Origin of the sequence: Streptomyces macrosporus (assembly GCF_039533145.1) — a bacterium.
GTDB classification, from domain to species: Bacteria; Actinomycetota; Actinomycetes; order Streptomycetales; family Streptomycetaceae; genus Streptomyces; species Streptomyces macrosporus.
In genome coordinates this window covers 266,231-278,830 of the sequence record NZ_BAAASZ010000020.1, presented here as the reverse complement: position 1 = coordinate 278,830, position 12,600 = coordinate 266,231, and the positions used below count along the sequence as shown (strand labels likewise).

Here is a 12,600-nt window from a genome sequence, read left to right as displayed (position 1 = left end):
CCGCCCCGCACAGAGCGTTCCGCAATCGGGCCGCCGTCACACGCCGGAGGGCACTTCCGACTTCTCGGCCGGGGAGCCGCCCTCGCCGCCGCTCGCGGCGTCGCGGCGGTTGTGCCGCACCGAGGTCCAGAAGGCGGCACCGATGAGGGCGACACCGATGAGGCCGGTGACGACCTCGTTGACGTGCCACCTGATGGTGATCAGCAGCAGGACGCCCAGGGCGCCGATGGCGTAGTGGGCGCCGTGCTCCAGGTAGCGGTACTCGTCCAGCGTCCCCTGGCGGACCAGGTAGACGGTGAGGGACCGGACGTACATCGCGCCGATGCCCAGGCCGAGCGCGATGAGGACCGGGTCGTTGGTGATGGCGAAGGCGCCGATGACGCCGTCGAAGGAGAAGGACGCGTCCAGGACCTCCAGGTAGAGGAACATGAAGAACGCGGCCTTGCCCGTGAGCAGGACCAACGAGGGCTGCTTGCCCGCGCGCCGGGCGGCCTCCTCGGCCTCGTGCTCCCTCTCCTCCTCCTCTTCGATCTTGTTCTCGAAGTGGCTGGAGAGTCCGTTGACGATGAGGTACGTCAGCAGACCGGCGACACCGGAGAGGAACACCGTCGCGGACTTGTCGGCGTGGCCGTCGTAGAGCACGGCATGGCTCGCCAGCGTGGTGCCCGCGAAGAGCAGGACGATCAGAGCGATGATCACGGACAGGCCCTCGACCTGGCCGAAACGGGCCAGCGGGCGCTCGATCGCCTTCAGCCAGTGGACGTCACGGTCCCTGTCGAAGATGAAGTTGAGGAAGATCATCAACAGGAACATGCCGCCGAAGGCCGCGATCGCCGGGTGGGCGTCGGTGACCAACTGCTCGTACCGCTCTTGGTCGTTGAGCGCCAGATCGACCGCCTCGATCGGCCCGAGCTGGGCCGAGACGGAGACGATCACGATGGGGAAGACCAGACGCATGCCGAAGACGGCGATCAGGATGCCGATGGTGAGGAAGATCTTCTGCCAGAAGGCGCTCATCTTCTTCAGCACACCGGCGTTGACGACCGCGTTGTCGAACGACAGTGAGATCTCCAGGATGGAGAGGATTCCCACAAGGGCGAATGCTTCCCACCCTCCGAACAAAAAGGCGGTGACGAGTCCGGCGGCGGTGACGCCGAAGGACCAGCCGAAAGTTCTCAGAACCACTGGCTACCCAATCTTCTCTATCGTGGGAATCCCCCCGCCCCGTGTGCGGTGGGGCCGCTGTTCGCGGTCCGCTTTACGAAACGTTTACTCCGAAGTCTAGGGCGATGCCCCTCAGCCCCGACGCGTACCCCTGGCCAACGGCCCGGAACTTCCATTCGCCGCCGTATCGGTAGAGCTCGCCGAAGATCATCGCGGTCTCGGAGGAGGCGTCCTCGGTGAGGTCGTAGCGCGCCAACTCGTTGCCGTCGTCCTGGTTGACCACCCTGATGTAGGCGTCGGTGACCTGCCCGAACGTCTGGCGGCGGGCGTCGGCGTCGTGGATCGACACCGCGAAGACCACCTTGTCCACCTGCCGGGGCACCAGGGTGAGGTCCACCAGGATCGTCTCGTCGTCGCCGCCCGTGCCGCCGACCAGTTCGTCGCCGGTGTGCTCGACCGAGCCCTCGGGGCTCTTGAGGTTGTTGTAGAAGACGAAGTACTGGTCGCCGAGGACCCGGCCGCCTTCGCACAGCAGCGCACTGGCGTCCAGGTCGAAGTCCGCGCCCGTGGTCGAGCGGGCCTTCCAGCCCAGACCGACCTGGACACGGGTCAGATTCGGTGCGGCCTTCGAGAGGGAGACATTGCCCCCCTTGGCGAGCGTGACGCCCATGATGCTGCTTCCTCTCCCGATGTGATGCGCCCAGGTGATGCGCCCAGTGTTGTCAAACCGCCCGGCGCCGCACACCTCCGGAACACGGAAGTCTGCGGCGCCGGACACTGCCGAGATCAGATGACGTCCATCGGCCGTACGCGGCGACCGACGGGTGTCAGACGTTCACGCCGAAGTCCTGGGCGATGCCGCGCAGTCCCGAGGCGTAGCCCTGACCGATGGCCCGGAACTTCCACTCCGCGCCGTGGCGGTACAGCTCGCCGAAGACCATGGCGGTCTCGGTGGAGGCGTCCTCGCTCAGGTCGTAACGGGCCAACTCCTTGCCGTCGGCCTGGTTCACCACGCGGATGTAGGCGTTGCGCACCTGGCCGAAGCTCTGCTGGCGGGCCTCGGCCTCGTAGATCGACACCGGGAAGACGATCTTCGCGACGTCCGCCGGCACCGCGGCGAGGTTCACCTTGATGACCTCGTCGTCGCCGTCGCCCTCGCCGGTGAGGTTGTCGCCGGTGTGCTCGACCGAGCCGTCGGGGCTCTTGAGGTTGTTGAAGAAGACGAAGTTCAGGTCGTTGGCGACCTTCCCCTCGGCGTTCGTCAGCAGCGCGCTGGCGTCCAGGTCGAAGTCCGCGCCCGTGGTGGTGCGGGCGTCCCAGCCCAGCCCGACCATCACGGCGGTCAGGTTGGGGGCTTCCTTGGTCAGCGAGACGTTGCCGCCCTTGCTGAGGCTGACTCCCACGAGTCCTCCTGGATGTTCGAAAGGAGCACTGCGTGCCCCCGTACACGGATGCCGTTGGATAACGAGTCGATCCTAGTGATCGGTTCCCCGCGCCTGCAGGGACTCAGAGACTTTCGAGGGCCTTCGCGTACTCGCTCAGGTCGCGCGCCTCGGGGATCGCGTTGACCACCGTCCAGCGCACCACCCCGTCCTTGTCGATGATGAAGGTGCCGCGCACCGCGCAGCCCTTTTCCTCGTCGAAGACGCCGTATTCGCGCGCGACGTTTCCGTGCGGCCAGAAGTCGGAGAGCAGCGGGTAGTCGAGCCCCTCCTGTTCCGCGAAGACGCGCAGCGAGAACGGGGAGTCGCACGAGACGGCCAGGAGCTGGACGTCGTCGTTGACGAAGCGGGGCAGTTCGTCGCGCAGGGCGCACAGCTCACCGGTGCACACCCCGGTGAAGGCGAAGGGGTAGAAGAGCAGGACGACGTTCTTCCGTCCCTTGAAGTCCGCGAGCCGCACGGTCTCGCCGTGCTGGTTCCTCAGCTCGAACTCCGGAGCCTTGGTGCCCACCTCGATCGCCATGGAACGCCTTTCCCTTCGGTAGGTGACGTCCCCACCCTACGCACGAGCCCCCGTTCGGCGGATGCCGGACGGGGGCTCGGACGGTTCGCGGTCCGCGCTGTCAGCGCTTTCCGGTGCGAGCGGTCTTGGGGGTGACCAGACGGCTGCCCGTCCAGTCCTTGCCCGCGTTGACGGTGCTGGTCTGGGCCAGACCCGCGGTCTGGGCCGCCTCTCCGATCTCGCTGGGTTCGACGTACCCGGGCCGACCGGTCTTCGGAGTCATCAGCCAGACCGGGGCACCGTCCTCGATCAACGTGATGGCGTCCACCAGCGCGTCCGTCAGATCGCCGTCGTCCTCGCGGAACCACAGGACCACGGCGTCGGCCATGTCGTCGTAGTCTTCACCGACGAGCTCCTGGCCCGTGATGGCCTCGATTCCCTCACGGAGTGCCTGCTCGGCGTCGTCGTCGTAACCGAGCTCCTGGACCACCTGCCCGGGCTGGAAACCCAGCCTTGCGGCGGGGTTGGTCCGCTCCTCCGCGTGGTCCGCGGTCGCGCTCACGGATTGCCTCCTGTCATCTTTCGAAAGTACGGGTGCCCGCGCAGGTGCGCGGTGCATTGGGCGTAGTCCACACGTGCCGGACCGATCGCGCAAGTACCCGGCCGCCGATCCCGCCCAAACGTTGACTTGTCGCCGCACACCACCTGAACCAGCGTGGCGCACGACACGGCCGTATGCCTATTTTGCCCCATTGAGTGGGGGAACCGGAGAGGCTCGAACGGCCGTGCGCGGCTCGCGGGCGCCAAGGCGTAGGGTTGCCGTTCGGCCGACTCACGCCCCGGCCGCACCGGGCCGGGCACCCGGATGTCTCACGGAGTGGGGTTACCACTCGGTAGAGATGACGTATCCGCCCCAGCGGTACACGATGGGAGACGGCGCGACACCCTGCAGAGCAATAACGAACAGAAGGAACAGCGTGGCTTCCGGATCCGATCGCAACCCGATCATCATTGGTGGCCTTCCCAGCCAGGTCCCGGACTTCGATCCCGAGGAGACCCGGGAATGGCTCGACTCGCTCGACGCGGCCGTCGACGAGCGGGGCCGGGAACGTGCCCGCTACCTGATGCTCCGCCTCATCGAGCGCGCCCGCGAGAAGCGCGTGGCCGTTCCGGAGATGCGCAGCACGGACTATGTCAACACGATCGCGACCAAGGACGAGCCGTTCTTCCCCGGCAACGAGGAGATCGAACGCAAGATCCTGAACGCGACCCGCTGGAACGCGGCCGTGATGGTCTCCCGCGCGCAGCGGCCGGGCATCGGGGTCGGCGGACACATCGCCACCTTCGCCTCCTCGGCCTCGCTGTACGACGTGGGCTTCAACCACTTCTTCCGGGGCAAGGACCACGGCGACGGCGGTGACCAGGTCTTCTTCCAGGGTCACGCCTCCCCGGGCATCTACGCTCGCGCCTTCCTGCTGGACCGGCTCACCGAGGAGCAGCTGGACGGCTTCCGCCAGGAGAAGTCGAAGGCCCCCAACGGCCTGTCCAGCTACCCGCACCCGCGGTCGATGCCGGACTTCTGGGAGTTCCCGACGGTCTCCATGGGGCTCGGTCCGATCAGCGCCATCTACCAGGCGCGGATGAACCGCTACATGCACGCGCGCGGGATCGCCGACACCTCCAACTGTCACGTCTGGGCCTTCCTCGGCGACGGCGAGATGGACGAGCCGGAGTCGCTGGGACAGCTCTCCCTGGCCGCCCGCGAGGGCCTGGACAACCTGACCTTCGTCGTCAACTGCAACCTCCAGCGGCTCGACGGCCCGGTGCGCGGCAACGGCAAGATCATCCAGGAGCTGGAGTCGTACTTCCGCGGTGCCGGCTGGAACGTGATCAAGGTCATCTGGGACCGCTCCTGGGACCCGCTGCTGGCGCAGGACCGCGACGGCGTGCTGGTCAACAAGCTGAACACCACCCCCGACGGTCAGTTCCAGACGTACGCCACCGAGACCGGCGCGTACATCCGCGAGCACTTCTTCGGCGGCGACCACCGGCTGCGCAGGATGGTCGAGAACATGACCGACGAGCAGATCCTGCACCTGGGTCGCGGCGGTCACGACCACCGCAAGGTGTACGCGGCCTACAAGGCGGCCCGCGAGCACAAGGGCCAGCCGACGGTGATCCTGGCGCAGACGGTCAAGGGCTGGACGCTCGGCCCGAACTTCGAGGGCCGCAACGCCACCCACCAGATGAAGAAGCTGACGGTCGAGGACCTCAAGCGCTTCCGGGACCGGCTGCACCTGCCGATCCCCGACAAGGACCTGGAGTCCGGGCTGCCCCCGTACTACCACCCGGGGCGGGACTCCGAGGAGATCCAGTACATGCACGACCGGCGGCGGGAGCTGGGCGGCTACGTGCCCACGCGCGTGGACCGCTCCAAGCCGCTGGTGCTGCCGGGCGACAAGACCTACGCCACGGTGAAGAAGGGCTCCGGCCAGCAGAAGGTCGCCACCACGATGGCCTTCGTACGGCTGCTGAAGGACCTGATGCGGGACAAGGAGATCGGCAAGCGGTTCGTGCTGATCGCCCCCGACGAGTACCGCACCTTCGGCATGGACTCGTTCTTCCCGACGGCCAAGATCTACAACCCGCTGGGCCAGACCTACGAGTCGGTGGACCGCGAGCTGCTGCTGGCGTACAAGGAGTCCCCGAACGGCCAGATGCTGCACGACGGCATCTCCGAGGCCGGGTGCACGGCCTCGCTGATCGCGGCGGGCTCGGCCTACGCCACCCACGGCGAGCCGCTGATCCCGGTCTACGTGTTCTACTCGATGTTCGGCTTCCAGCGGACCGGCGACCAGTTCTGGCAGATGGCCGACCAGCTCGCGCGCGGTTTCGTGCTCGGCGCCACCGCCGGCCGCACCACGCTGACGGGCGAGGGTCTGCAGCACGCGGACGGCCACTCCCAGCTCCTGGCCTCGACCAACCCGGCGTGCGTCGCCTACGACCCGGCCTTCGGCTTCGAGATCGCCCACATCGTGCAGGACGGTCTGCGGCGGATGTACGGCGAGAACGCCGAGGACGTCTTCTACTACATGACGGTCTACAACGAGCCGATCCAGCAGCCGGTCGAGCCCGAGAACGTCGACCGCGAGGGCATCCTCAAGGGCCTGTACCGCTACAAGGAGGCCGAGGGCGGCACGATCCCCGCGCAGATCCTCGCCTCCGGCGTGGCGGTGCCCTGGGCCCTGGACGCCCAGCGGATCCTCGCGGAGGAGTGGGACGTCCGGGCGGACGTCTGGTCGGCGACCTCCTGGAACGAGCTGCGCCGCGAGGCCGTCGCGGTCGAGGAGCACAACCTGCTGCACCCGGAGGAGGAGCAGCGCGTCCCGTACGTGACCCGCAAGCTCCAGGACACCGAGGGGCCGGTCCTGGCCGTCTCGGACTGGATGCGCTCGGTGCCGGACCAGATCGCCCGCTGGGTGCCCAACCGGTACCAGTCGCTGGGCACGGACGGCTTCGGCTTCGCCGACACCCGCGGCGCGGCCCGGCGCTTCTTCCACATCGACGCCGAGTCGATCGTCCTGGGTGTGCTCACCGAGCTGGCCAGGGACGGCAAGGTGGACCGCTCGGTGCTCAAGCAGGCCATCGACCGCTACCAGCTGCTCGACGTGGCCGCCGCCGGCCCGGGTCCGGAGGGCGGCGACGCCTGATCCGACCCGACCGGGAGCTCCCGGTGTGTGCCTCGGCCCCGGCCTTCCGGCCGGGGCCGAGGCATGTGCGCGTCACACCGCCACACCCGCGGCCGTCACATCCACAGCCCCCACGAGCCGGAGGCGGAGGCGAGCCATATCAGGGCGAGGACGGTGTCGATCGCCCCGAGGACGACGGCCACCAGGGCCGCTTTCGACCGGGCCCCCGTCCATCGGCGTCCCATGGCGAGCCAACCGCAGACCATCGCGATGGGGCCGAGGACGAAACCCATCACGAAGAACCCGGCGACCGCGCAGACCACGCCGATGACACCGAACGTCGAGCGCTCGTCACCGGTGAGGTCGGCACCGCCGCGCCGCGTGCTTCCCATGTACCGTGAGCCCGTCATCATCCCTCCCAGGGTCGTCGGACCGGGCTGTCGATCCGGATACCCCCGGTGGTCCGCACGATGCCGTACGGATATCCGGGCGCGGGGAGGGGCGGGGGCGCGCACCTCAGCTCTCCCAGATCTTGACGGCCCGTACCCGGTAGGGCGACCGCGGCGCCCAGGAGCCCGACGGATAGGTGTCGAACTCGCCGGTCTCGGCGCACTCCGCGCTCTGATAGGTCGTCACGGGCCGGCCGGTGCGGTTGGCCAGCGAGGCCGCGGTCGTTCCCCGCGACAGGGGCACGCAGCTCTCGATGTCGGTGTCCGCCAGTTCACGGGTCCGGCTCGGGCCCTGGAAGTCCTCCCGCTCCCACAGGCAGAGCTGTCCCGCCGCACACGGCCCCAGCCGCGGTGGCCGTTCGGAAGCGGTGGCGGTCTGTGGCGCCGGGACCGCGAGCAGGACGGCGGTCGCCACCAAAGCGGTCGGCAGTGCGGTGCGTGCGGTGCGAGCCGTTCGTGTGCGAGACATGTGGATCACTCCCCCGTGTCGGTCGTGTGATCAGCTTCGACGCGGGCCGGCCGGCCTGCCAAGAGCAGACCGGCCGTTTCACCGGGACGGGTAACGGAGTTGTCCACAGCCGTCGGGTTGTCCACAGCCCGGTGCCGCCTCAGATGTGCACCGACGGCCCCGTGCCATGCTGACCGCCCTTGGTGAACAGCGCGACGCCGGCGGCCAGGACGGCCACGACGCCCGCCAGGACGAAGGCCAGGCCCATGCCGGAGAGGAAGGACTCGTGCACCACCGTCGTCATCGTGTCGGCCACCTGCTCGGGGGTGCCTCGGGGGGCGGGCGGGGCGATGCCCAGCTCGGCCGCCTCCAGGAGTCCCTCCTCCTGCTCGGGCGGGAGCGGGGGCAGCCGGGCCTCGCTCCACTTCCCGGGAAGGGTCTCGTGCACCCGAGAGACCATCACGGCCCCCAGCACGGCCGTGCCGAGGCTGCCGCCGACCTGCATGGCGGCCTGCTGGAGGCCGCCGGCGACACCGGCGTGCTCCAGCGGGGCGTTGCCCACGACGACCTCGGTGGCACCCACCATCACCGGGGCGAGACCGAGACCGAGGAGCGCGAACCACAGGGACATCTCGACGGTGCCCGTGTCCCGCTCCAGGGTGGACAGGCCGAACATGGCGACTCCGGTCACCACCATGGAGCCGACCAGCGGCAGCCGCGGGCCGACCTTGGTGATCAGGGCTCCGGCCAGCGGCGAGGCGACGATCATCACGGCGGTCAGCGGCAGCAGGTGCAGTCCGCTGTCCACCGGGCTCATCCCGTGGACATTCTGGAGGTAGAAGGTGACGAAGAAGATGCCGCCCATGAAGCCGAAGGCCATCAGCACCATGAGCACGGTCCCCGCCGACAGCGGGACGGAGCGGAACATGCCCAGCGGCAGCAGGGGCTCGCCGGTCCGGCCCTCCCGGACCACGAAGGCCGCGAAGGCGATCGCCGCGATCGCCAGGAACAGCAGCGTCGTCGTGTCGCCCCAGCCCCACTCGGGCGCCTTGATGATGGCCCACACCAGGCAGAACATCGCGCCGGAGAGCAGGACGACGCCGGGGAGGTCGAAGGACCGGGGGGCGTTCTCCACCCGGTGGTCCACCAGGATCACCAGGCACAGCGCCACGGCCAGCAGGCCCACGGGCACGTTGACGAAGAAGACCGACTCCCAGTTGACGTGCTCCACGAGCAGCCCGCCGGCGATCGGACCGGCGGCGGTGGAGGCGCCGATGACCGCGCCCCAGACACCGATCGCCATGTTGAGCTTCTCGGCCGGGAAGGTGGCGCGCAGCAGGCCGAGGGCGGCGGGCATCAGCAGGGCGCCGAAGAGTCCCTGGAGCACGCGGAAGGCGATGACCATGGACACCCCCTCGGAGAGGCCGATGACCCCGGAGGTGGCGGCGAAGCCGACGATGCCGACGAGGAAGGTCCGTCGGTGGCCGAAGCGGTCGCCGAGTCTGCCCGCGGTGATCAGCGAGACGGCGAGGGCGAGCAGATATCCGTTGGTGATCCACTGGCCGTCCGCGAACGAGGCGTCGAGGTCGTCCAGGATGGCGGGGTTGGCGACGGCGACGATGGTGCCGTCCAGGGTCACCATCATCACGCCGAGCGCGACGGCGATGAGTGTCAGCCAGGGGTGGCCGCGTAATCCGGTGCGGGGCGGCTCCGTGTCCGTCCCCGGTGCGTCGAAGGGGGCGGAGGCGGTGTCGGTAGTCATGGCGCGAGCCTAATGACAGGCTCTGACAATTTGCAGGTCAATTTAGTTGACAGGAACTGTCACATGGCTCGTGGGTAGGGTGACCGGCACCCATGAACCGGCAGGAGGTGACCGGGGTGACCGGTCTGCGCGAACGCAAGAAGCAGCGCACCCGGGACGCGTTGATCCGCACGGCCCACGAGCTGTTCGTCGCCCAGGGCTACGAGCGCACCACGGTCGACGAGATCGCCGACGCCGTCGAGGTCTCCCAGCGGACCTTCTTCCGTTACTTCGCCAACAAGGAGGAGGTCGCCTTCGCCCTCCAGCGGGCCGTCGAGGAGCGGTTCTTCGTCGCCGTCGGCGAGCGACCCGAGCACGAGGCGCCCCTACAGGTCCTGCGCAACGCGCTCGGCACCGCCTGGAGCGGCATCGGCGAGGTCATCGAGGAGGTCGTGCCGCTCGAACTGTTCATGCGGATGTGCCGGGTCATCGAGACGAGCCCGACCCTGGTCGCCGTGCACCTGAGGCGCTCCGCGCAGCAGGAGGACCGGCTCGCCGTCGAGATCGCCCGCCGCGCCGGGGTCGATCCGGAGAGCGACCCGCGGCCGCGCGTGCTGGCCGCCGCGTTCTCGGGCGTGCTGCGACTCGCGGGGCGCCGCTGGGCCGCCTGTGGGGAGACCAGCATCGAGAGCGCCCAGCGGTTCTACGAGAACCACCTCGACCGGCTCGGCCCCGCCCTCGCCGAGGACTGGCACGCCGCCCCGGAGAGCGACGGGCCCCTTCCGGAACGCCGGGGGTGAAACACCGGAGCGTCACTGCCGTTCACCCGTTGGAGTGGGTTCCCGCCGTCGAAACGTGAGGTGGGTCACGCATCGGACACGTCTCCCCGAGCGTCTCCTAGGGTGACAGACCAGTGACTTCCCTCTTCCTCCCCGACGCCTCCTTGTATTCGACCGACGCGAAGAACACCACCGTCCCGATCGCCTCCCACACCACCCGCACCGCCCGTGTCGCCGGCGGCTCGGTTCCTCCCACCCCGCGCCGGATCCTGCTCGTCCTCGCCGTGGTCCTGGTGCTGCTGATCACCTCGGGCTGGACGGCCGTCCGGGACCGGCACGCCGACCCCGGACCGCGCACCGCCGCCCTGCTGGCCTGGAAGAAGGGCCGCATCGGCGGCCGTGCCCTGCCCGCGCCGGACTCCCCGCCCCGGATCATCGCCCGCTTCTTCCAGAGCCTGACCGCCCTCCAGCGGGGCCGACTGGCCGCCCACCACCCCCTGGTGGTGGGCAACCTCGACGGCGCCCCCGTCGAGCTGCGCTACCGCGCCAACCGCATCGCGCTCGCCAAGGCCCGCGCCGTCGAGCGGAGACGGATGACCGACGAGCGGCTGACGGACGAGGGCCGCCACGAGGCGGGCCGCCGGATGCACCGCTTCACCTCGCTGATGCGCGCGGGGCGCAGGATCCTCGCCTTCGACCCGACCGGCCGCGGCCGGGCCGTGGAGGTCTTCGGCGACCTGGAACGCGCCCAGCGGGTGTCGATCGTGGTGCCCGGCGTGGACACCGACGTGCTCACCTTCGAGCGGACCCGGCGCAGGTACACCGCCCCGGTCGGCATGGCGCTGGCGCTGCACCGAAGCGAGCGCGCCACCGCGCCGCACGTGCGCACCGCCACCGTCGCCTGGGCCGACTACACCGCGCCGCGCGGCGTCGGCGTGGACGCCGCGTCCGGGGAACTGGCCGAGGACGGCGCCCACCGGCTGATCTCCTTCCTGCGCGGCCTGCCCGGCCGCTCCACCGTGGCGCTGTTCTGCCACAGCTACGGCTCGGTGGTGTGCGGGGTCGCCGCCCGGGGCGGACGGGACGAGCGGCTGCCGGACCGGGTCACCGACATCACGGTGGCGGGCAGCCCCGGGATGCGCACCGACCGGGCGGCCGACCTGGACGCGCGGGCCCGGATATGGGCGATGCGCTGCGACGGCGACTGGATCGCGGACGTGCCCTACCTGGAGTTCGGCGGCCTCGGCCACGGCGCCGATCCGGTCTCCCCCGGCTTCGGCGCCCGCCGCCTGGCCACCGCGGGCGCCACCGGTCACGCCGGCTACTTCGAGCCGGACACCGGAAGCCTGGCCAACATGGCCGCCGTCGGTACGGGGGCCTACCACCGGGTGCACGAGCTGTGACGCGCGTAGTGCGACGGGGGAGGACGACTCGGCCACCGACGCATACGATGGCCCGCATGGGTGACGTACTGGCCGGAATTAACTCCTCTTGGGAGTTCGACACCGACTCCGTGCTCATCCGCTTCGAACGGGGGATCCGCACGCCGAAGCTGTTCCACGTGCTCGGCGAGCGACGCGTTCCCTACGAGGCGCTGAGGTCGATCGCACTGGTCCCCGGCACCAGACGGGGCACGGTCGTGCTGCGCGCCGAACCCCGGCCGGGGGCCGATCCGCTCATGGAGGTCGCCGCCGGGCAACTGAGGGAGAGCAGCGATCCCTACCGCCTGGTGCTCCCCGTGGAACGCGAGCCCCTGGCCGCCTCCTACGTCAGCGAGGTCCACTCCGTCCTCGGTCCGTGGGCCGACGAGCCCGCCGACCGCCATCTGGTCGCCGCCCCGGCCCCGCCGTTGCAGTTCAAGGCGTACGACGGCAAGGTCTCCTTCGACGGGCGGAAGGTCTCCTTCCGCTGGTTCTGGACCGGGGCGTCCTCGGCCAAGTGGAAGGCGGGCGACCAGGCGTTCGCCGTCGACGAGCTGGAGGGCGTCGTGTGGCGCTCTCCCGATGTCATGGGCGGCCATCTGCGGCTGATCCGCCGCGGCGCGCACGACCGGCCCTCCGAGGAGCCCGACCAGGACCCGACGGCCGTCGTCTTCGGACTGGGCTACGGCCTGGTGCACGAGTCGCTGCCGCTGGCCGCCTCGGTGCTGGAGGCGATACGGGCCGCCGAGCCGGACCTGGCCCCGGAGACGGCCGTCGCCGTCCCCCGCGCGGAGCCGCCGGCCGCCCGGGTCCGTCCCGCGCCCGCCGACATCGCCGACCGCATCCGGCACCTGGGCGAGCTGCACGAGGCCGGGCTGCTCACCGACGACGAGTTCAGCACGAAGAAGGCCGAACTCCTCGCCGAGCTGTGACGCGGGGGCGCGCCCGCCTGTCGTACGCCCCCG

At 69.8% G+C, this 12,600-nt stretch carries 12 protein-coding genes; 4 read left to right on the top strand and 8 right to left on the bottom strand.

Going from position 1 to position 12,600, the window contains the following annotated elements; genetic code table 11:
* Positions 1-36 precede the first annotated feature (36 nt).
* From ABD335_RS13335 to ABD335_RS13315, 5 genes are all read right to left on the bottom strand, one after another.
* Positions 37-1,185 carry a DUF475 domain-containing protein gene (locus ABD335_RS13335; RefSeq protein WP_344322493.1) on the bottom strand — a complete coding sequence of 383 codons (1,149 nt, stop codon included), beginning with the start codon at positions 1,183-1,185 and terminating at the stop codon, positions 37-39.
* Positions 1,186-1,258: 73 nt separating this feature from the next.
* Positions 1,259-1,834, bottom strand: a complete 576-nt coding sequence (locus ABD335_RS13330) for a TerD family protein (RefSeq protein ID WP_344322492.1) — start codon at positions 1,832-1,834, stop codon at positions 1,259-1,261.
* 157 nt (positions 1,835-1,991) lie between these two features.
* Positions 1,992-2,567, bottom strand: coding sequence for a TerD family protein (locus ABD335_RS13325; RefSeq protein WP_344322491.1), 576 nt, complete (start codon positions 2,565-2,567; stop codon positions 1,992-1,994).
* Between the two features lie 103 nt (positions 2,568-2,670).
* Positions 2,671-3,129: a peroxiredoxin gene (locus tag ABD335_RS13320; RefSeq protein ID WP_344322490.1), complete on the bottom strand. Its 459-nt coding sequence runs from the start codon at positions 3,127-3,129 to the stop codon at positions 2,671-2,673.
* Positions 3,130-3,229: 100 nt separating this feature from the next.
* Positions 3,230-3,670 (bottom strand): DUF3052 domain-containing protein, encoded by a 441-nt coding sequence (locus ABD335_RS13315; RefSeq protein WP_031507288.1) that lies wholly within the window; start codon positions 3,668-3,670, stop codon positions 3,230-3,232.
* Positions 3,671-4,085: 415 nt separating this feature from the next.
* Between ABD335_RS13315 and aceE the strand changes: the two genes are divergently transcribed.
* On the top strand, positions 4,086-6,818 hold the full coding sequence (gene aceE, locus ABD335_RS13310; RefSeq protein ID WP_344322489.1) for a pyruvate dehydrogenase (acetyl-transferring), homodimeric type: 2,733 nt from the start codon (positions 4,086-4,088) through the stop codon (positions 6,816-6,818).
* Between the two features lie 95 nt (positions 6,819-6,913).
* Here aceE and ABD335_RS13305 read toward each other — a convergent pair whose 3' ends face one another.
* From ABD335_RS13305 to ABD335_RS13295, 3 genes are all read right to left on the bottom strand, one after another.
* The gene (locus ABD335_RS13305) at positions 6,914-7,189 is read right to left on the bottom strand and encodes a small hydrophobic protein (RefSeq protein ID WP_344322488.1); all 276 of its coding nucleotides are present in this window, start codon (positions 7,187-7,189) and stop codon (positions 6,914-6,916) included.
* Between the two features lie 124 nt (positions 7,190-7,313).
* The gene (locus ABD335_RS13300; RefSeq protein WP_344322487.1) at positions 7,314-7,715 is read right to left on the bottom strand and encodes a peptidase inhibitor family I36 protein; all 402 of its coding nucleotides are present in this window, start codon (positions 7,713-7,715) and stop codon (positions 7,314-7,316) included.
* Between the two features lie 139 nt (positions 7,716-7,854).
* Positions 7,855-9,456 carry an MFS transporter gene (locus ABD335_RS13295; RefSeq protein ID WP_344322486.1) on the bottom strand — a complete coding sequence of 534 codons (1,602 nt, stop codon included), beginning with the start codon at positions 9,454-9,456 and terminating at the stop codon, positions 7,855-7,857.
* 92 nt (positions 9,457-9,548) lie between these two features.
* Between ABD335_RS13295 and ABD335_RS13290 the strand changes: the two genes are divergently transcribed.
* The 3 genes from ABD335_RS13290 (at position 9,549) to ABD335_RS13280 (ending at position 12,567) form a co-directional block, all read left to right on the top strand.
* Positions 9,549-10,235 carry a TetR/AcrR family transcriptional regulator gene (locus ABD335_RS13290; protein WP_344322485.1) on the top strand — a complete coding sequence of 229 codons (687 nt, stop codon included), beginning with the start codon at positions 9,549-9,551 and terminating at the stop codon, positions 10,233-10,235.
* Positions 10,236-10,498: 263 nt separating this feature from the next.
* Complete coding sequence (locus tag ABD335_RS13285) at positions 10,499-11,617, top strand: alpha/beta hydrolase (protein WP_425583640.1); 1,119 nt, start codon at positions 10,499-10,501, stop codon at positions 11,615-11,617.
* 56 nt (positions 11,618-11,673) lie between these two features.
* Complete coding sequence (locus tag ABD335_RS13280; protein ID WP_344322484.1) at positions 11,674-12,567, top strand: DUF4429 domain-containing protein; 894 nt, start codon at positions 11,674-11,676, stop codon at positions 12,565-12,567.
* Positions 12,568-12,600: the final 33 nt, after the last annotated feature.